A 20,659-nucleotide genomic window follows, 5' to 3' on the forward strand; every position below is an offset into this window, starting at 1 on the left:
CACATCGATGAAGTTCCTAGTTTTGGCTTGAGGCGCCCAGCCTTGGGTCATTGCTGGGAGTAAAGGGAGTAGGGCGATCCACAATGGCATGTGGGCGTTGACCCTCCTTCCGCGGAGGCCTTAATTCGTGGAATTCTCCTGGGAATGATAATTTTACGGATTACGGTATGAACCTGCATAGCAAGTTTCCCCTTGTTTGCAGCGTAGCCTGCCTTGAGTGGAGTAGAGGGGATTATGGATACTAAATTGTATACACTGTTATTATTATATTAATTAGTGATCCACATGAAATCTGCTCTGCAAAAGAGGATAGAGAATGTGTAGGGGCTGCTGAGGAAAACTCCTAGACTGTTCGAAAGACATTTAAAGGGGATTATAGTGCGTTCTAAGTGGTAATCTAGTCTAGCGTTTGGTGACAGCGCTAAGGTGGATTTAAAGGGAAACCGCCAATGTGGCGACACATCGGTATCTACTTGGGAAAACCTACTGGACCTAAGACGCAGTCTTTACTCTTTAAATGACCACTTACAAATACATAAAGCCCACTTTAAAGAATTATAGATTGTTAAAAAAATATGCTCTTGCGCTTTTTTTATATTAAATGAAAGATTGGTGTGTACTAAACCTTTATGAATAAAATTAAAGCTTCTTTAAATTGGACTTTAGCGATCGCCGTTATCACTCTTGTGTTAGCGGCTATTTTTTCCATTGTATCAACATTTTTTTTAAGTGGAGTTACTTGGGGAGTAGGAATGTTCATTGTATTTCTGATTGTACTTGTAGGTATTATTTTTGATACAATAGGAGTTGCAGCTACTGCAGCTGAAGAATCTCCTTTTCATGCGATGGCAGCCGAACGTATTTTAGGTGCAAAGGAAGCGGTATTAATTACAAGAAATGCCGACCGCTTTGCAAACTTTTGTAACGATGTTATTGGTGATATTGCTGGAATAATAAGTGGTACAGCAGCAGCTTTTGTAGTTTTACAATTAGCCAACTCATTAGGTCAGGGCGAGAATACTAATTATCAATTTTGGATTTCTGTTTTTTTCACTAGTATTGTGGCAAGCCTTACAGTTGGTGGTAAATCATTAGGAAAAACAATTGCCCTAGAGTACGCAACTCCAATTATTTTCCAGGTAGGTAGATTATTTTATTTATTACAGGTAAAATTGAAAATAAATATTTTAAATAATGGCAAGAACAAAGATAAGAAAAAAAAGAAAACCAAAAGAAAGTGAGGGTTTTTCTTGGATGTAAAATCAATAGATGAACCAATATTTCTTAAAAATTACAGTTTAAAACAACTTGAAACGCTAGCTGAGGATGTACGAGGTTTTCTGGTGGAAAAACTTTCGGTTACAGGGGGGCATTTAGGCCCTAATCTAGGGGTAGTAGAGTTAACGCTTGCTTTACACAAAGAATTTAATAGCCCAACTGATAAAATTATTTGGGATGTTGGACATCAAGCTTATGTTCATAAGATTTTAACTGGACGAGCAAATCGCTTTGATGAACTCCGCCAGTATAAAGGGCTTTGTGGGTTTCCGAAACGATCTGAAAGTGAGCATGATGTCTGGGAAACAGGTCATAGCTCAACATCTCTATCTGCTGCAATGGGGATGGCTGTTGCAAGGGACTTAAAAGGTACAAATGAGAATATTATTGCAGTAATCGGTGACGGTGCATTAACTGGTGGAATGGCGCTAGAAGCCCTTAACCACATTGGGCATGAACAAAAAGATCTGATTGTTGTGTTAAATGATAACGAGATGTCTATTGCCCCAAATGTTGGGGCTCTTCATAATGTATTAGGAAGGCTTCGTACCGCTGGAAAATATCAAAAAGCAAAAGATGAGTTAGAACAATTACTGAAAAAAATTCCTACATTTGGTGGGAAAATTGCTGCAACAGCAGAACGACTTAAAGATAGCTTAAAGTATTTACTGGTATCAGGAATGTTTTTTGAAGAAATGGGCTTTACGTATTTAGGACCAGTAGACGGACATAATCTTGAAGATCTCCTTGAAAACATAAAATATGCAAAAAAAACAAAGGGACCAGTTCTTATACATGTACTGACAAAAAAAGGTAAAGGTTATGCGCCGGCAGAAAATGATGCTTTGGGAACTTGGCATGGATTAGGCCCTTATAAAATTGAATCAGGAGAAGTTGTAAAAAAACCTGGGCCTCCTAGTTATAGTGCTGTATTTGCTAATACTTTAGTGAAAACAGCTAAAAATGATAATAGGGTTGTTGCAATTACTGCAGCAATGCCAGGTGGAACGAGGTTAGATATATTTGCAAAAGAATTTCCTGATCGTATGATTGATGTTGGTATTGCTGAGCAACATGCTACTACGATGGCAGGTGGTTTGGCTACCCAAGGGCTAAAGCCAGTATTTGCTGTATATTCAACATTTTTACAAAGAGGATATGACCAAGTTGTACATGATATTTGTCGTCAAAATTTAAATGTCTTTTTTGCAATTGATCGCGCTGGTTTGGTGGGAGCTGATGGTGAAACTCATCAAGGTGTATTTGATATCTCGTTTTTAAGGCATATTCCAAACATGACAATTTTATCTGCTAAAGATGAAAATGAATTACAACACTTAGTGTATACAGCAGTTCAATACAATGATGGACCTATTGCTGTTCGTTATCCACGTGGTAACGGCTATGGTATAAAAATGGATGAGGTATTAAAAGAGATACCAATTGGAAAGTGGGAAGTCCTTAGAGAAGGTTCAGATATTACAATTTTAACATTTGGTACGACAATTCCTATGGCTGAAGAGGCGGCTGAATTATTAGCGAAGGAAGGTATATCTGTAAAAGTAATTAATGCTAGATCAATTAAACCGGTGGATTCAGATATGTTGTTAGATCTAGCAAAAAGAAAATATCCGATTTTAACGATTGAAGAAGCGACCCTGCAAGGTGGGTTTGGTAGTGCGATAATTGAATTTTTCCATGATAACGACTGTCATGGTTTGATAGTTGACAGAATGGGAATACCTGATCGATTTATAGAACATGGGAGTGTGTCTGAATTAATGGAAGAAATCGGGTTAACAACAAAAGGTGTTATAAATAAGGTTAAACATATGCTCCCTAGAAAACAACAGAGGGCATAACGATGGGGAAAAAAGAAAGAATTGATGTTCTCTTAGTTGAAAAAGGCTTATTGGAGACGAGGGAAAAAGCAAAGAGATCTGTAATGGCTGGCCTTGTCTTTTGTAATAACGAAAGAATCGATAAACCGGGTGCGAAAATTGATGTTGATTCAGAGTTAACTGTTAAAGGCAAACTCATACCGTATGTTAGTAGAGGTGGTTTAAAGCTTGAAAAAGCAATAAATGAATTTGAATTTGATTTAAATGATAAAATTGTTTTAGATATAGGATCATCAACAGGTGGTTTTACAGATTGTGCACTACAAAATGGAGCGAAACTCGTCTACGCTGTAGATGTTGGGTATAACCAACTGGCATGGAAATTAAGGCAAGATGACCGGGTTGTTGTAATGGAAAGGACAAATTTCCGTTATGTAACTCAGGATACATTTTTAAAAGGGTTACCGGATTTTGCAACCATAGATGTTTCTTTTATTTCTTTAAGATTAATTTTACCTACATTAACGACGGTAATAAATGAAGGTAGTCATGTCTCTGCTTTAGTAAAACCTCAATTTGAAGCAGGTCGTGATGAAGTTGGAAAAAAGGGAATTGTCAGAGATGAACGCATTCATAAACAAGTATTGGAAGAGACTATTAACTTCTCTTTAAATACTGGTTATGATGTACTAGGTCTTTCTTATTCGCCGATTAAGGGTGGTGAAGGAAATATAGAATTCTTGTTGCACCTTTATTGGAGTGGAAAAAAAGAACAAGGGGAAAATAAAATTCCTTCGATTGAGGATATTGTGATTTCAGCACATAAAAAGTTGAAAGAATAAAACATGAAAGGGTATACTGCGTTAGTCGGTATATTCTTTTTGGCATTATACAATACTTTCATTTTATGCCCGGCCCGTTTCTTGGGCATGCAGATTTGTACGTGATTTTTGATATAATCAGAATTTATAAATGTTTAACTTGGAAACTGTCTAGCGTAAACAGCCTACGAGCTCGATCACTTCAGTCAAGCTCCTGACTTAATAACTACATGTATAACGTCTCTGAATAGCTTCATGCAGCTTCTGCGGTTACTCGTCGCACGGAAAACAATTGCTCTTGAGCAAACGGAGTGGCACAGGAGCAGCTGCTCGTGACCAAGGCGCTTGCGCTTTTCTTGGATTTATACATGCTCCTCCTATTTTCTGCTCGATTCTCTGTTTTTTTGCACGTTCACTGAGTTGTGCACGATCCTCCGAAACAGTGCTTGAATGAACAAGCCTGATGATAATTGGTAAGATTATATTTATACACACTCTTAAGGGGCATTAAGAAACCCTTCTTAAAACTTAAGAAAAATCAAAAAGTTTAGGGGTGGGTAACCAACCATAAAGCTGACTCCAATCCGTAGGGAATGAAGGAACCCCCACGGATTGGAGTCAGCTTTATACAATGTTTTCCTAGATTATTTCATTGTATAATGTATAAAAATAAGTTAATATACAATTAGTTAATATATAGAATAAGGTTAATAAATGGTTTACACTTTTTGGAGGAGATGTAATGAATAAAGGGCAACGTCATATTAAAATTAGAGAAATTATTGCTAATAAAGAAATTGAAACTCAAGATGATTTAGTGGATCATCTAAAAAATGCTGGTTATAACGTTACACAGGCTACTGTTTCAAGAGATATTAAAGAATTGCACCTTGTAAAAGTACCGATGTTGGATGGTAGATACAAATACAGCTTGCCAGCAGACCAACGGTTTAATCCTTTACAAAAGTTAAAGCGTTCGTTAATGGACTGCTTTGTGAGTATAGATCAAACTAATAATTTAATCGTGATGAAAACTTTACCAGGTAATGCTAATGCTGTTGGGGCTTTAATTGATAATTTAGATTGGAATGAAATATTAGGAACAATTTGTGGTGACGATACAATCTTGATTATTTGTCGGACAAATGAAGACTGCCCTGTACTTGTTGAGCGTTTTTTAGAAATGCTCTAGGATGAGATGTAACCAAGGAAGTGAATGATGTGTTAATTGAGCTATCGATTAAAAATTTTGCCATTATTGAAGATTTAACAATTCCTTTTGAAAAAGGTCTTACTGTATTAACTGGTGAGACAGGGGCTGGAAAGTCAATAATTATTGATGCTATTAGTTTACTTGTCGGGGGAAGAGGATCTTCAGAATTTGTACGTCATGGAGCAAAGCGTTCGGAAATTCAGGGTCTATTCTTTATTGAAGATCAAACTCATTATATATACAGTAAGGCACAACAGTTAGGGATTGAAATAAATGAGGATCAAATGGTTATATTACAAAGAGACATAACAGCTCAAGGTAAGACCATTTGTAGGATTAATGGTAAGCTGGTAACTCTCGCAATTTTGCGTGAAATTGGACAAACATTGGTTGACATTCATGGCCAACATGAACATCAACATTTAATGCAAGTCGATCGTCATCTATCATTACTTGATCAATTTGCAGATGAAAAAATAAATAATGCTATTATAGAATATAAAAAAATTTATAAAACTTTTGTCTCGTTAACTAACCAAGTGAAGCAATTTTCAGAAAACGAACAACAGCTAGCTCATCGTTTGGACTTACTAAAATATCAACTTAATGAAATTGAAAAAGCAAACTTAACTCCTGGTGAAGACAATACGCTTTATGAAGAGCGGTTGAAACTTTCTAATGGTGAAAAGCTTTATAAAACCATTTTTGATAGTTACCATAGTTTATATGGTGATGGGAAAGGTTTAGATTGGGTAATGCTCGCAATGAATAATGTTGAGGAAGCGGCTTCAATCGATAAGGAATTGACTTCGCTCAAAGAAACGGTTGATAATTGTTATTATTTATTAGAAGAAGCATCTTATTCATTAAGGGATTATTATGAGTCAATTGAATTTGATCCTAATCGATTAAATTTTATTGAGTCTAGACTTAATGAAATTTTGCAGCTAAAACGTAAATATGGGGAAAGTGTATCAGAAATATTAGAATATGCTTCTAAAATTGAAGAAGAAATTGACTCTCTACTTCATAGAGAGGAGAAAATTGAAAAACTTGAAATTCAATTAGAGAGTATAATTCAAGATCTTTTTATTGAAGCTAAAAATTTGACGCTATTAAGAAGAGAAGCAGCAATTGACCTCACTGAACAAATATCTCGTCAATTAAAAGACCTGTATATGGAAAAAACAAAGTTTAACATACAATTTACGTATAGGACAGCCACTGAAAAGGATCCGATATTAGATGGAAAAAATATTCATTTTAATGAGGACGGCTTAGATAAGATTGAATTTTTACTATCTACGAATCCTGGAGAACCATTAAAGCCTTTAGCAAAAATTGCTTCAGGAGGAGAAATTTCGCGTATAATGCTAGCATTAAAATCAATTTTTTCTAACCAGCATGGTGTAACTTCACTCATTTTTGATGAGGTTGATACTGGGGTTAGTGGGCGTGTAGCCCAGGCAATAGCTGAAAAAATCTATAATGTTTCAACAAAGTCACAAGTACTGTGTATTACTCACTTACCACAAGTTGCTGCTATGGCAAATACGCATTTATATATATCTAAAGAACAATCAGATGATAAAACAGTGACAAAAGTTGCTTCCTTGCAAGAAAAGGAACAAATTGAGGAAGTTGCACGAATGTTATCTGGAGTTAAAACAACCGACTTAACAAGAGAAAATGCTAAAGAACTATTAAGTCAAGCTAAAAAAAAGAAATATATCTTGAAAAGCTAACCAATTAAGGTTAGCTTTTTTATTGTTTGTTAGTTATAAATGTGGTGTTAAGAGGCAACATTAATATTACAGCCAATCATGGAGGTGTAGGTTAGGAGCGAGGAGAGTGAAGAGAAAAAATGGTAGAAAAAAGAAAGATTATAGGTGTAATTCTCCTTGTTTTCGTTATAGGTATCGGATTTTACAAACCGATCCAAAAGTACGTCAGTATCCCAAAGGAGTTGGTACTTATTGAAGGCCAACAAAAGGATTTGCAAAAAGCGTTTCCTGTATTTAATCTTTCCTCAAAAAGTGATTTTGTAAAAGTAAATGAGGATACATTTGCAGTAGAAGGTGCTAAGCAAGGTGATGCTAACGTGATAGTTACAGTGGGAGGGGCTCCTGTAAAGAACGTAAATGTAAAAGTATTAAAAGATATAAGGGTAATTCCGGGTGGACAATCTATAGGTGTCAAGTTAAATACATTAGGAGTGTTAGTCGTTGGTCACCATTTAGTTGACAGTAAAGATGGTGAAAAGTCTCCAGGAGAAATTGCTGAGATTGAAGTAGGCGATATTATCACTAAAATTAACGGAAAAAAAATAGAAAATATGACGCAAGTAACTCCACTTGTTCAAGAAGCTGGTGAAAAGAAAGAACCATTAAAGTTAGAGATAATGCGTGAAAACGAAATACTAAAAAAAGAACTTACTCCAATAAAGGCTAAAGGAGAAAGCTCATATCGGCTTGGTTTATACATTAGAGATTCAGCGGCTGGTGTAGGTACGCTTACTTTTTTTCACCCTAATACCAATAAATATGGTGCATTGGGACATGTAATTTCTGACATGGATACCCAAAAGCCAATTATTGTTAACGATGGGCAAATTGTTAGTTCATTAGTTACTTCAATTGAAAAAGGAAGTAATGGTGATCCAGGAGAAAAGCTAGCGCGCTTTACTAATGACAGAAAAGTATTGGGAACCATTACCAAGAATAGTCCATTTGGAATATTTGGCGAGTTACATGATCCAATAAAAAATAATGTTTTAGATCAAGCAATGCCAATAACGTTATCGCATCAAGTAAAAGAAGGTCCAGCGCAGATTTTAACTGTTGTAGAAGGTGAAGAAGTTAGAGAATTCGATATAGAAATTGTAAGTTCAGTTCCACAAAAATTTCCTGCAACTAAAGGTATGGTAATAAAAGTAACCGATCCAGAACTTTTAGAAGCGACAGGTGGAATCATTCAAGGAATGAGTGGTAGTCCTATTATTCAGGACGGTAAGGTAATTGGAGCAGTAACACATGTGTTTGTTAATGATCCAACTAGCGGTTATGCTTGTCATATTGAGTGGATGTTGCAAGAAGCAGGAATTGACATTTATAATAACGAAAAGGCTAAGGCGAGTTGAATACAACTCGATCCAAGCCTTTTTTTTGTGTGGAAAAACGATCGAAACACCCTTGATATACAATAGTTGTAATTTTTATTCCATTTTTGATGAATAACATGGTATTATATACGTAAGTAGTAAAGAATTTTCGACAAATTAGTGTTTTGATTATTGTCAAGTATCGAATGAGGTCGAAATTGTAAGAAAAACAGGGATTTTTCTATAAATAATGAGAATTCTAATATTTTTTTAAAAATTTAAAGGTATTTTTACCTTGTTGTCGAAATGGTTGAGTGGATGATAACAAAGAATAAACTTATATATCAGGGAGGAACAATCAGTGCAAATAATAAAAGTTTGTATTGCGGATGATAATCGTGAGTTGGTCGGTTTACTTGAAGAATATATTTCAAGCCAAAGTGACATGGAAGTAGCAGGTGTGGCATATAATGGACAAGAATGTTTAACGTTAGTACAACAAGAACAACCGGATGTGCTTATTCTAGATATAATAATGCCGCATCTTGATGGATTAGCTGTGTTAGAAAGATTAAGTCAACAAGGTTTAGCTAAGAAACCAAACATTATAATGTTAACAGCTTTTGGTCAGGAGGACGTAACTAAGAAAGCGGTAGAATTAGGGGCTTCTTACTATATTCTAAAACCATTTGACATGGATACCTTAATTAATAAAGTGAAAGAGGTTTGCGGAAGTGGTCAACCGATCTTACCACAAAAAAACTCTTCATTTAATGTTGCTAGAAAGGAACCTAAACAATTTAATTTAGATGCTAGTATAACGAGTATTATTCATGAAATCGGTGTCCCAGCACATATCAAAGGCTATATGTACCTACGTGAAGCGATTACAATGGTTTATAATGATATAGAATTATTAGGTTCTATTACAAAAGTACTTTATCCAGATATAGCGAAAAAATTTAATACTACTTCTAGTCGAGTTGAACGTGCCATTCGTCATGCAATTGAGGTTGCGTGGAGCCGTGGTAATATAGAGTCTATATCTAATTTGTTTGGCTATACTGTAAGTCATACGAAAGCAAAACCTACCAACTCCGAGTTTATCGCAATGGTTGCGGATAAATTAAGAATTGAACATAAAGTAAGCTGATATAAAAAAGTATTATTTGCGACAGGCTCCGTAAATAATACTTTTTTTGTCGTTAAAGCAGAACTATTATATTTGAGTTCCGAAACTTTTTGAAAGAACGAATGTTAAATGTAAGTAATAATAATTATTGTTTTTTCATTTACTATTGTTTTTTAATTTTTATGTAAAAATTAAGTAAATTCTGTATTAGGTAATTATATAACAGATAAATGATAGATATATAACAGTGAGAGATTTTTAGGAAATATCCCCCAATTAAATTCGTGAAAAAAAATTATAAAATAGTAATATTTCACGTTTTTGTCATATACATTTGAATAAAAACAGTATATAATATAATTAACGAACACGGTGATACAGCAACTGGACCTTCAATGGAACAGGATATGGGGGGCCTGTATTAACCGGTTGTCTACTACAAAGAGTTTTAGTTATCTAACTTTTTTTTTAGATGAGAATGTGAAAAAAATCACAACACTTTTAAAAGAAGTTTTTGAACAGAGAGGGAGATGGAAATGGAAGCTATGAAAGAAAAAGTGGAAGCTTGGAAAGGTTTTAACGTTGGCGAGTGGACAGAAAAAATTGATGTAAGGGATTTTATTAACAAAAACTGGGATCCTTATACTGGTGATGATACTTTTTTAGTTGGTCCAACTCAAACGACAAAAGAGCTTTGGGATCAAGTATTAGAATTAATGAAAAAAGAGCGTGAAAATGGGGGAGTACTAGATGTAGATACATCAACAATCTCTACAATCACTGCTCATGCTCCTGGATACATTGATAAAGATAAAGAAACAATTGTAGGTTTACAAACAGATGCTCCTTTAAAACGTTCTATTCAACCAACTGGTGGAATTCGTATGATGGTTTCAGGTTGTGAGGCGTATGGTTTTAAATTAGATCCTGAAATCGAGAAAATTTATACAGACTATCGCAAAACACACAATCAAGGTGTATTTGATGCTTATACAAGTGAAATGTTAGCGGCTCGTAAATCGGGGATCATTACTGGCCTTCCAGATGCATACGGACGCGGTAGAATTATTGGTGACTATCGTCGTGTAGCACTTTACGGTATAGACCGTTTAGTTGAAGATAAAAAAGCAGTGAAGAAAAGCTTTGAAAAAGGTGCGATGACTGCAGATACTATTCGTGATCGTGAAGAGGTTTCTGAACAAATTCGTTCACTTCAAGAATTAAAACAAATGGCAGCATCTTACGGTTTCGATATTTCAAAGCCTGCTGCAACTGCTAAAGAAGCATTCCAATGGCTATATTTTGGTTACTTAGCTGCTATCAAAGAGCAAAATGGTGCAGCAATGAGTTTAGGGCGTGTATCGACTTTCTTAGATGTTTATATTGAAAGAGATATAAAAGCTGGAATTTTAACTGAAGAAGAAGCTCAAGAAATTGTTGATCATTTTGTTATGAAGCTTCGTTTAGTAAAATTCTTAAGAACGCCTGACTATGATGAGTTATTTAGTGGAGATCCTACTTGGGTTACAGAATCTTTAGGTGGTATGTCTACAGATGGACGCCCGTTAGTAACGAAAAACTCATTCCGTTTCTTATATACTTTAGTAAACTTAGGACCAGCACCTGAACCTAACTTAACTGTACTTTGGTCAACTGGATTACCTGAAGGATTTAAAAATTTCTGTTCGAAAATGTCAATTATGACAAGTTCTATCCAGTACGAAAATGATGACATTATGAGACCAGAATATGGTGATGACTACGGTATTGCTTGCTGCGTATCTCCAATGCGTATCGGTAAGCAAATGCAATTCTTTGGTGCTCGTGCAAACTTAGCAAAAGCTTTACTCTATACAATTAATGGTGGAGTGGATGAAAAATCAAAAGCCCAAGTTGGACCGAAATTTGATCCAATTACTTCTGAGTACCTTGAGTATGATGAGTTAGTTGAAAAGTTTGATAAAGTTCAAGATTGGTTAGCAGAGCTATATATTAATTCATTAAACGTTATTCACTATATGCATGACAAATATAGTTATGAAAGAATTGAAATGGCTCTTCATGACCAAAATATTCTACGTACAATGGCTTGTGGTATCGCTGGATTATCAGTAGTAGCTGATGCACTAAGTGCAGTGAAACATGCAAAAGTTAAAGTAATCCGTGATGAGGATGGAATTGCTGTAGATTATGAAATCCAAGGAGATTTCCCTAAATACGGTAATAACGATCCACTTGTTGATGACATTGCTATTAATATTGTGAAAAACTTTATGGAAAAGTTACGTCAGCACCCAACTTACCGTGGTGCATTACAAACTCAATCAGTTTTAACAATTACTTCTAACGTTGTTTATGGTAAGAAAACTGGTAATACACCAGACGGAAGAAAATCTGGTGAGCCTTTTGCACCAGGTGCAAATCCAATGCACGGGCGTGATCAAAAAGGTGCATTAGCATCGTTAAACTCTGTTGCAAAAATTCCTTTCGAACATTGTCAAGATGGAATTTCTTGTACATTCTCAATTGTACCGAAAGCTCTTGGTAAAGATGAAGAATCTCAAGTTAAGAATTTATCAGCAATACTAGACGGTTATGCATCACAAACAGGCCATCACATTAATGTTAACGTGTTTGATCGTGAACAATTATTAGATGCTATGGAGCATCCTGAGAAATACCCTCAATTAACTATTCGTGTGTCTGGCTATGCTGTAAACTTTATTAAATTAACGAGAGAACAGCAAATTGATGTTATTAACCGTACTTTCCACGAAAGTATGTGATCTAAATGATAGGAAGAATCCATTCAGTTGAATCTTGCGGAACTGTTGACGGACCTGGTTTACGTTTCATTGTATTTCTCCAAGGTTGCAGTTTACGTTGTGCATATTGTCATAATCCTGATACATGGAAGCTTAGTGGTGGAACTGAAAAGAGTGTTGACGAGTTATTAGAAGAGGCAAAAGGGTATTTACCGTTTATGAAAGCATCCAACGGTGGTGTTACTTTAAGTGGTGGGGAACCTTTATTGCAACCTGACTTTGTTTTAGAGTTTTTTAAAAAATGCAAAGAAGCGGGTATTCATACAACTTTAGATACTTCTGGTTCCGTTAAACCTAAAAATATTGATGAAATTCTTAAAGTGACAGATCTTGTACTCCTTGATATTAAGCATATTAAAGAGGAAAAACATAAAGAAATAACAGGTTTGTCGAATAAGAATACGCTAGAATTTGCAAAGCTTCTTGATCAAAAGGGTATTCCAGTTTGGATTAGATACGTTCTTGTTCCTGGATTGTCTAATGATGACAAAGATTTAAGTGAGTTAGGTGACTTCTTAGGAACTCTTTCAAATATTGAAAAGGTCGATATACTACCTTATCATAAGATGGGAGAGTATAAATGGGAACAGCTTGGGTTAACAAATACTCTTGTAAATGTTATGCCACCAAAGCAAGCTGACGTTGATAAAGCATATAACTTGTTAACAAAATCGAATAAAATAGTATCAGTTTAAATTAACATGAGAAAGAGCATAGCCATTCAGGCTATGCTCTTTCTCATGTTAATTTGCTTTATTTACAGAATTTATAAATTTCTAACTTGAAAACTGTCTAGCGCAAGCAGCCTACGAGCTCGGTCACTTCAGTCAAGTTACTGACTTCAATGTCTTCTTGGATTACTACGAAGCAGCTTTGCTCCTGCGATTACGTCGCACGGAAAACAATTGCTCTTGAGCGAACGGAGTGGCACATGAGCAGCTGCTTGCGCTTTTCTTGCTAAATATCATACCACAGGTTTTGAGCCACTAAGATATTATATTTAGTTGGGTTACTTTCATCTAGATTTAGTATCTGTGTAACTTGATTAGTGAGGAGATAAAATTCCCTCAAATAATAAAAGTTATAAATAATAGTAACAAAAGGATGAAAAAACAGGAAATGAGCAATACTAATAATGGAAAATTTTATAATTAGAATAGTATCTTTAATGGAGTGGAATGAATGTTTCCTTTTGAGAAGATTAAAGGCCTTGCGTTTCAAGATGAAAAAACAAAACGGTTAGTGAAAAGGTTAAAAAGAAATAATATTGCTGTTATTGATCACCAAGATATTGATGTTACTGCTGCACAAATGCTAATTGATTGTGGGGTTAAAGCAGTAGTGAATTTAAGCAATTCAATGACTGGAATCTTTATTCATGATGGTGTTGAGGTTTTATTAAATGCAAAAATACCAGTATTTGACGTTATGGAAGACTTATTAGATATTAATGTTGATGGGAAGTTTTTATTAATTAAAGAAAATTGTTTATTTGTGGATAGTAATGGAATTTGGGAAGAGCTATGCACATTAAAGTTATATAATTCCTTAGATGTTAAATACTTGAAAGAAAAAGCAAATTTACTTTTTCCGGAGCAATTTAAAGCTTTTGTTGGTAATTCCTTATACTATGGAGAGAAGGAGCTAGAAGTTTTTGTTCAGGAGGTGAAGAAATTACCTATATTAAGACAATTATTTAATAAAGAAGTTTTGGTTGTTGCTAGAGGTGCAAATTACGAAAGGGATTTAAAAGTACTAAAACCTATTTTAAAAAGAAAAAAGCTTACTACAATTGCGGTAGATGGTGGTGCCGATGGCTTACTCAAAAATGGTAAAAAACCTGATTATATCATTGGTGATATGGACTCTGTTTCTGAAAAAGCATTGAAAAGTGGTGCCGTACTAATTGTACATACTTATTGTGATGGAAGAGCTCCTGGAGAAGCGCGAGTTAGATCGTTACAAATACCTTATGAAAAATTGACGTTTATAGGTACGAGTGAGGATATAGCAATTATTTTTGCGTATTGTTCTGGTGCAAATAAGATTTATACTCTTGGTACAAGAGTGGGAATGAATGAGTTTCTTGAAAAAGGTAGGATAGGTATGGGGTCGAGTCTTTTAACAAGAATGAAAGTTGGACATGCACTTGTAGATTTAAAAGGAATTCATACTTTATTAGAAACTAAAGAAGATAAAACATTAAATCGTGTGATGGTGCTACCTGCTTTTTTATCATTAGTTTTGCTCAGTATTAGTCAAAGGTTTGAGTTGTTTTTATCATTAGTTTTTCAGTGGTGGAGCGGGAGGTAATTAATATGAAAAAAGTACATTTCATGCAGCTGTTTACAATTTGTGTGTATTTAGTAATTGGCATTTCTATCGGACTGGCATTTGATAAGGATTGGTTAAAAGAAGAACAAATGGCATATGTTCAACAATTGAAGAATGAAAATGCACTTCTTCAAGAAGAAAAGGAGGCTTGGGTTAATTATGTAGAAGATGAAATTAATCAAATTAAAATTTTTGCTAAGGCTGATAAAGAGAATTTCCAAGATTTAATGAACGTTTTTTCTAATATAGGTATAAAGTTAGAAGAATTACCAGAAACCATTGGGGTTTATCAGCAAAATGGAATTATAGTTTCGTTAGGTGAAGAACTTGAAGAAACATATGGGTTACCTCATCTATCACTTGAAAAAATACCTAGTCATGAGGATTTAACAATTATGTATTTATCTTTATTGCGCCTTAAAGAGGAGTTATCTAATGAAATCGTTAACTAGTGTTGTAGTACCGGCTTATAACGAAGAGGATATGATAAAAATAACGTTAGCGACATTGAATCGCTGTTCTTGGGTAAATCAGTTAATAGTTGTAGATGATGGTAGTAACGATAGAACAGCTTTAATTGCTGAGAATTATTGTGATCAAGTTATTAGTTTAAAACAAAATAAAGGAAAAGCATGTGCGTTAAAAGAAGGGTGGAAAGCTTCGTTAAACGATGTTGTTATATCTCTAGATGCAGATTTAGGAATAACAGCAAGGGAAGGAGAGAAACTCGTAGAAAAACTTCTGTCTTCTAAACTTGATTGTGTTATAGCCCGGTTACCGATACAGCAAAAAAGTGGGTTTGGAATGATGAAACATCGTGCACAAAAACTGATTTTTTCACAAACTGGGAGATGGTTTAATGCCCCTTTATCAGGTCAAAGGGCTATAAGGAAAGGTTGGCTTCCGTTATTGTTAGATAAAAGCTATGTAGGATATGGAATAGAAATGGCAATGACCATTGATTTATTAAAAGCAGGAGCTGAGGTTGAAGAGGTTGAGGTTAACTTTTCTCATAGAGCTACTGGTAAAGATGTTCGAGGTTTTATCCATCGTGGTAAACAGTGGATTGATATGGAAAAAACTTTAAGGAAAATGAGATGACATGGTGATTGCAATTATTTTAAACTTTATAATTTTGTTTGTTACAGCTAGGTTATTTGTCAAATTAGGTTGGACAGTTGTTAACTATAAAGGGGACAAGGTACCATATAATATTGGACTGTGTGTTTTCATTTCATTGTTTTTACTTCTAGCCTTAAAGCAAAGCATTTCTTTGATTGCTTTAATATATTTAGCAACTCTTTGGTTGACGGGGTTTATTGATGATCGTTTTGGAACAAAGTACCCCAAAGGATTGAAAGGTCATATTAGTTTATTTATTAGTAAAGGAAAAATGTCAACTGGGTTATTAAAGTTAGTTGGAACCATTATCATTTCGTTCATTTTTGCAACCTTTATAGGTGATAGGGCTATTTTAGAAAAAATAATAATATTTTTAATCTTGATTATGACGCCTCACGTTATGAATTTATTTGATACTCGACCATTGCGAGTGTGGAAAGTAATTTTTATACATTCATTTATTTTTCTACCAACGTTAATCAGATTGTCAGTATCTACTCAAGTTTCAGTTCTGCTTATTTTGTCCTCCTTCCTATATTATGAAGGAAATAAGAGGGGAATGTTAGGTGATAATGGTGCCACTCTATTAGGTGGGGGAATAGGGTTGGGGTTAATATACCATTTATCTTTTTTTCTACAATGTATCCTAGTACTTGCTTATTTTTCTATTATACTAATTACTGAAAGAATTTCATTAACTGAGTGGATTGAGAGTAATCCGATCTTGAGTAGGATAGATCGATGGGGTGTGTCGTAACAAAGGAAGCGCTAAAATATAGGTGTCTTCCTTTTTCGTATGTCAAGAGTTTCTTTATTACTTTGAGGTTAATAATTCCATTAATCAAACTGATTTGTACGTAAGGGTCATAGACCCAATCTGAATTTCCGATGTTCTAGCGAAGCTAGAACGAGTTCTTTTTCAAACTATATGTATTTGATAACGCAACGACCAAGTAGATATAGCTTCATATTCACTTAAAATTTCTATATTGAAATTCATTAATTTCTAAATAGTGTTTCATTTTTGTTTGTTACTACCTAGATAGTGTATAGTAACTAGTGAAAACTATTATTTGTGATAGGGGAAAAATTGAATTAAATGACATGCGACGAAATGAATGGTATGTTAAAACTTAGGGAGTGCAATATAAAATTGTGAACAAATTTTATTTTATCCCATCGATAAAGGGAATTTATTCATAGGTCATGAATTATGTAAGGTAGGTTTGTAATTTGGATATTTATTGTTAGAATGGAGGATTTTTATTGCTTTTAGATTCATTTATGCAAGAGGCAACAGAGTATCCATCGAAAGTAGTTGCTGTAGCATCTGCTGACAATGAAGAGGTAATAGAAGCAGTTGTCAAAGCTCTTGAAGGTAAGTTAGCAACCTTTTTACTATACGGACAGAAAGAAAAGATTAATTCGTTTCTTTCTGGTAAAAAATTAGCTTCTACATATATGAATAATATTCAAGTTGTCGATGCCGAAAGTGTTGACGATGCGGCAAAATTTGCTGTTCAAGCAGTCAATGAAGGTAAGGCCGATATATTGATGAAAGGGATGGTCTCGACCTCTATTATATTAAAAGAAGTCTTAAATAAAGATTATGGTTTACGGGATGGGAGATTACTGTCTCACATTGCAGTTTTTCAGATCCAAAATTTTGAAAGACTAATTTTTGTTACTGATGCTGCGATGAATATAGTACCAGACCTACAGCAAAAGGTTGAGATCATCAACAACTCTGTTCGCTTTGTAAGGAAATTAGGTATAGATAACCCGAAGGTCGCTGTTATTTCATCGGTTGAAACAGTTAATCCTAATATGTCTGCAACAGTAGACGGTGCTCTACTTTCAAAAATGAATACAAGAGGACAAATAAAAAACTGTATAGTTGATGGACCGTTAGCTTTAGATAATGCGATCTCGCCACAAGCAGCCAAACTGAAAGGTATAGAGGGGGAGGTTGCTGGTAAGGCTGACATCATCATGGTTCCAACTGTTGATGTTGGCAATGTGCTATACAAGTCATTAGTATACTTTTCAAAGGCAAAAGTTGGTGCTGTTATTTTAGGAGCAAAAGTTCCAATCGTGTTAACATCGAGATCAGATTCTACGGAAAGCAAGTTATATTCACTAGCCTTGGCAGTTCGTTCTGTTAGGTAGAAAATTAGAGGCTTTAGTTTTGATAAAGTTAAACGTAGATCATTTTAATGGTAGAGAAGTTTCTAGTCATAAACCACTACAAAAAGCTTTCCTCGTCTACCACAAGTCGAGATACTAATTTACATAAAAAATTAAGTAACTAACAGTGCAACAGGTAAAGGAATTCAAAAATAGTGTGAATTCCATAATTATCAATTTGAGCCACATAATCTAAATCTATTGGTAGGGATAATGAATTATGAAATCCATTAAATTAAGATAAATAAATTGTTTTGGAGGCAGTTTATGTGTTAGAAGAATATCGAATTTTAGCTATAAATCCAGGATCTACCTCTACCAAAATAGCGGTTTATACTAATGATTGTTGTATTTTTGAAAAGAACATAAGGCATGATACAGCTTTGTTAAGGTCCTTTAACAAAGCTATCGACCAATTTTTATTCCGAAAAGAGATTATTTTAGAAACGATAGAAAAAGAAAAGTTGGATCTGTCACAATTAAATGCTGTTATAGGGAGAGGTGGATTGCTCCGACCGATTGAAAGTGGGACATATGAAGTTAACGAAGAAATGTTAAAAGATCTACGTTTAGGTTATTCAGGAGAGCATGCTTCAAACTTAGGTGGGATTTTAGCATATGAGATAGCTTCACTGTTTAACATTCCATCATATATTGTTGATCCAGTTGTTGTGGATGAAATGGATAGTATTGCTAAGGTATCAGGATTTTCTCTTTTTGAAAGAAAAAGTATTTTTCATGCCTTAAATCAGAAGGCTGTAGCAAAACGGATTTCCAAAGATTTAAGTAAAGATTATAAAGACCTTAATTTAATAGTTGCCCATATGGGTGGTGGAATTACCGTAGGAGTTCATAAAGGTGGACGAGTAATTGATGTGAATAATGGTTTGAATGGAGAAGGTCCATTTTCTCCGGAGCGGTCCGGAACGATACCAGCAGGTGAATTAGTTTCTTTGTGTTTTTCTGGACAATATACGGTAAATGAGATCATGAAGAAAATTGTTGGGCAAGGTGGTCTAGTTGGGTACTTGGGTACAAATGATGCTACACAAGTAGAGAGTATGATACAAGCTGGTAATAAGAGAGCAAAACTAGTTTTTGAAGCTATGAGTTATCAAGTAGCAAAAGAAATTGGTGCTGCTAGTGCTGTTTTAAAAGGGGAAGTTGATTATATTGTATTAACAGGTGGTTTAGCATTTAGTAGGAAATTCGTAAAAGACATATCCAATCGTGTCAGCTGGATTGCAAACGTTATTGTTCAACCAGGCGAAAATGAAATGCAGGCATTAGTAGAAGGGGGATTAAGAATTCTTCGTGGAGAGGAATTGGTAAAAGTATACCCTGCTGAAACATTAATAAAAAGAAAAAAGGAGAGGTAGAAAAAGTGGCGAAAGAGTATGATTTAGTAATATTAGGAGCAGGTACAGGTGGTTATGTAGCAGCTATTAAAGCATCTCAATTAGGATTGAGAGTAGCTGTTGTAGAAAAAGGAAAACTAGGTGGTACTTGTCTTCACCATGGATGTATACCGAGTAAGGCACTCCTTAGAAGTGCAGAAGTATATTCAACTATGAAACATTCTGAAGAGTTCGGAGTTACAGCTAAAGATATCACACTACATTTTGATAAAGTTCAACAAAGAAAGGAAAAAATTATAGATAATCTTTATAAAGGTGTCCAACATCTAATGAAGAAAGGAAAAATTGATGTATATGAAGGTATTGGGCGTATTTTAGGTCCGTCAATTTTTTCGCCGACACCAGGTACAATTTCAGTGGAGTTGAATGACGGTAGAGAAAATGAAATGCTTATTCCTAAAAATGTAATAATAGCTACTGGATCAAGACCTAAGTCTATGCCCGGAGTTGATATCGATGGTAAGTATGTACTTTCAAGTAATGAGGCGTTACAAATGGATGAGCTTCCTAAATCAATGATCATTGTTGGAGGCGGTGTTATTGGAGTTGAATGGGCTTCGATGTTAAATGATTTCGGAGTTCAAGTTGTCATTCTTGAGTATTCTGATCGAATATTACCGACAGAGGACCACGAAATCTCAAAAGAAGCAGCACGAGCATTAAAGAAGAAAGGCGTGAAAATAGTTACAGGAGCAAAGGTTCTTTTTGAAACGATCGAAAAAAGTGATACTATTTCCGTACAAGCACAGCGTAATGGGGAAACAAAATTGTTTACAGCTGAAAAGTTACTTGTTTCTGTTGGTAGACAGGCGAATATTGAAGGAATAGGAATAGAAAACACTGATATAGAGATTGAAAATGGTGTTATTAAAACAAATGAATTTTATCAAACAAAAGAATCCCACATATATGCTATTGGAGATGTCATTGGTGGTTTGCAATTAGCTCATGTAGCATCACATGAAGGTATTAAAGCAGTAGAGCATATAGCAAACCAAAACCCTTTAGTTATTGATTATGATCTTATAGCAAAGTGTGTATATAGTTCTCCTGAAGTTGCAAGTATTGGCTTAACAGAAAACGAAGCTAAAGATAAAGGGTATAAAGTGAAAACCGGAAAGTTCTTATTTAAAGCAATTGGAAAAGCGTTGGTCTTTGGAAAAACTGATGGTTTCGTAAAACTTGTAGTTGATGAAAGTACAGAAGATTTATTAGGGGTTCATATGATTGGACCGCATGTCACAGACATGATTTCGGAAGCTAGTTTAGCTAAAGTATTAGATGCCACTCATTGGGAAGTTGCAAATACTATACATCCCCATCCGACTCTCTCGGAAGCAATCGGTGAAGCTGCCTTAGCTGTTGATGGTAAAGCCATACATGGATAA

Annotated in this window: 16 protein-coding genes; all 16 read left to right on the forward strand. The window is 34.8% G+C overall.

What is annotated here, in order from left to right; all coding sequences use genetic code 11:
* The first annotated feature begins 629 nt into the window (after positions 1 to 629).
* The 16 genes from BKP37_RS04225 (at position 630) to lpdA (ending at position 20,659) form a co-directional block, all read left to right on the forward strand.
* Positions 630 to 1,241: a hypothetical protein gene (locus BKP37_RS04225; RefSeq protein WP_071308442.1), complete on the forward strand. Its 612-nt coding sequence runs from the start codon at positions 630 to 632 to the stop codon at positions 1,239 to 1,241.
* Between the two features lie 9 nt (positions 1,242 to 1,250).
* Positions 1,251 to 3,140, forward strand: a complete 1,890-nt coding sequence (gene dxs / locus BKP37_RS04230) for a 1-deoxy-D-xylulose-5-phosphate synthase (protein WP_071308443.1) — start codon at positions 1,251 to 1,253, stop codon at positions 3,138 to 3,140.
* Between the two features lie 2 nt (positions 3,141 to 3,142).
* Positions 3,143 to 3,961, forward strand: a complete 819-nt coding sequence (locus BKP37_RS04235) for a TlyA family RNA methyltransferase (RefSeq protein ID WP_071308444.1) — start codon at positions 3,143 to 3,145, stop codon at positions 3,959 to 3,961.
* Between the two features lie 721 nt (positions 3,962 to 4,682).
* A complete protein-coding gene (ahrC, locus tag BKP37_RS04240) occupies positions 4,683 to 5,132 on the forward strand; it encodes a transcriptional regulator AhrC/ArgR (RefSeq protein WP_071308445.1) in 450 nt (149 codons plus the stop codon).
* Between the two features lie 29 nt (positions 5,133 to 5,161).
* Positions 5,162 to 6,898, forward strand: coding sequence for a DNA repair protein RecN (gene recN, locus BKP37_RS04245; RefSeq protein WP_071308446.1), 1,737 nt, complete (start codon positions 5,162 to 5,164; stop codon positions 6,896 to 6,898).
* Positions 6,899 to 7,017: 119 nt separating this feature from the next.
* Positions 7,018 to 8,292 carry a SpoIVB peptidase gene (gene spoIVB, locus BKP37_RS04250; protein WP_071308447.1) on the forward strand — a complete coding sequence of 425 codons (1,275 nt, stop codon included), beginning with the start codon at positions 7,018 to 7,020 and terminating at the stop codon, positions 8,290 to 8,292.
* A 322-nt stretch (positions 8,293 to 8,614) separates the two neighbouring features.
* A complete protein-coding gene (spo0A, locus tag BKP37_RS04255) occupies positions 8,615 to 9,406 on the forward strand; it encodes a sporulation transcription factor Spo0A (RefSeq protein WP_071308448.1) in 792 nt (263 codons plus the stop codon).
* 515 nt (positions 9,407 to 9,921) lie between these two features.
* Positions 9,922 to 12,171 carry a formate C-acetyltransferase gene (gene pflB, locus BKP37_RS04260; protein ID WP_071308449.1) on the forward strand — a complete coding sequence of 750 codons (2,250 nt, stop codon included), beginning with the start codon at positions 9,922 to 9,924 and terminating at the stop codon, positions 12,169 to 12,171.
* A 5-nt stretch (positions 12,172 to 12,176) separates the two neighbouring features.
* The gene (gene pflA / locus BKP37_RS04265; RefSeq protein ID WP_071308450.1) at positions 12,177 to 12,905 is read left to right on the forward strand and encodes a pyruvate formate-lyase-activating protein; all 729 of its coding nucleotides are present in this window, start codon (positions 12,177 to 12,179) and stop codon (positions 12,903 to 12,905) included.
* Positions 12,906 to 13,392: 487 nt separating this feature from the next.
* Complete coding sequence (gene steA, locus BKP37_RS04270; protein WP_071308451.1) at positions 13,393 to 14,523, forward strand: putative cytokinetic ring protein SteA; 1,131 nt, start codon at positions 13,393 to 13,395, stop codon at positions 14,521 to 14,523.
* Between the two features lie 5 nt (positions 14,524 to 14,528).
* Entirely contained in the window at positions 14,529 to 14,996 is a 468-nt protein-coding gene (locus tag BKP37_RS04275) for a hypothetical protein (protein WP_071308452.1), read from the forward strand.
* On the forward strand, positions 14,980 to 15,645 hold the full coding sequence (locus BKP37_RS04280) for a glycosyltransferase family 2 protein (RefSeq protein ID WP_071308453.1): 666 nt from the start codon (positions 14,980 to 14,982) through the stop codon (positions 15,643 to 15,645). Before BKP37_RS04275 ends, BKP37_RS04280 begins: the two co-directional genes overlap by 17 nt.
* A gap of 1 nt (position 15,646) precedes the next feature.
* Positions 15,647 to 16,423 (forward strand): hypothetical protein, encoded by a 777-nt coding sequence (locus BKP37_RS04285; RefSeq protein WP_071308454.1) that lies wholly within the window; start codon positions 15,647 to 15,649, stop codon positions 16,421 to 16,423.
* A gap of 509 nt (positions 16,424 to 16,932) precedes the next feature.
* The gene (gene yqiS, locus BKP37_RS04290; protein ID WP_071308455.1) at positions 16,933 to 17,835 is read left to right on the forward strand and encodes a phosphate butyryltransferase; all 903 of its coding nucleotides are present in this window, start codon (positions 16,933 to 16,935) and stop codon (positions 17,833 to 17,835) included.
* A 287-nt stretch (positions 17,836 to 18,122) separates the two neighbouring features.
* Positions 18,123 to 19,232 carry a butyrate kinase gene (gene buk / locus BKP37_RS04295; protein ID WP_139193059.1) on the forward strand — a complete coding sequence of 370 codons (1,110 nt, stop codon included), beginning with the start codon at positions 18,123 to 18,125 and terminating at the stop codon, positions 19,230 to 19,232.
* 5 nt (positions 19,233 to 19,237) lie between these two features.
* Positions 19,238 to 20,659, forward strand: a complete 1,422-nt coding sequence (gene lpdA / locus BKP37_RS04300; protein ID WP_071308457.1) for a dihydrolipoyl dehydrogenase — start codon at positions 19,238 to 19,240, stop codon at positions 20,657 to 20,659.

The organism is Anaerobacillus alkalilacustris (genome assembly GCF_001866005.1).
Taxonomy (GTDB): Bacteria; Bacillota; Bacilli; order Bacillales; family Anaerobacillaceae; genus Anaerobacillus; species Anaerobacillus alkalilacustris.

Excerpts from the sequence above, each read along its gene's own strand:
- BKP37_RS04225 (WP_071308442.1), top strand. The coding sequence starts at position 630 with ATGAATAAAATTAAAGCTTCTTTAAATTGGACTTTAGCGATCGCCGTT.
- BKP37_RS04235 (WP_071308444.1), top strand. The coding sequence starts at position 3,143 with ATGGGGAAAAAAGAAAGAATTGATGTTCTCTTAGTTGAAAAAGGCTTA.
- ahrC (WP_071308445.1), top strand. The coding sequence starts at position 4,683 with ATGAATAAAGGGCAACGTCATATTAAAATTAGAGAAATTATTGCTAAT.
- spoIVB (WP_071308447.1), top strand. The coding sequence starts at position 7,018 with ATGGTAGAAAAAAGAAAGATTATAGGTGTAATTCTCCTTGTTTTCGTT.
- pflB (WP_071308449.1), top strand. The coding sequence starts at position 9,922 with ATGGAAGCTATGAAAGAAAAAGTGGAAGCTTGGAAAGGTTTTAACGTT.
- pflA (WP_071308450.1), top strand. The coding sequence starts at position 12,177 with ATGATAGGAAGAATCCATTCAGTTGAATCTTGCGGAACTGTTGACGGA.
- steA (WP_071308451.1), top strand. The coding sequence starts at position 13,393 with ATGTTTCCTTTTGAGAAGATTAAAGGCCTTGCGTTTCAAGATGAAAAA.
- BKP37_RS04275 (WP_071308452.1), top strand. The coding sequence starts at position 14,529 with ATGAAAAAAGTACATTTCATGCAGCTGTTTACAATTTGTGTGTATTTA.
- BKP37_RS04280 (WP_071308453.1), top strand. The coding sequence starts at position 14,980 with ATGAAATCGTTAACTAGTGTTGTAGTACCGGCTTATAACGAAGAGGAT.
- BKP37_RS04285 (WP_071308454.1), top strand. The coding sequence starts at position 15,647 with ATGGTGATTGCAATTATTTTAAACTTTATAATTTTGTTTGTTACAGCT.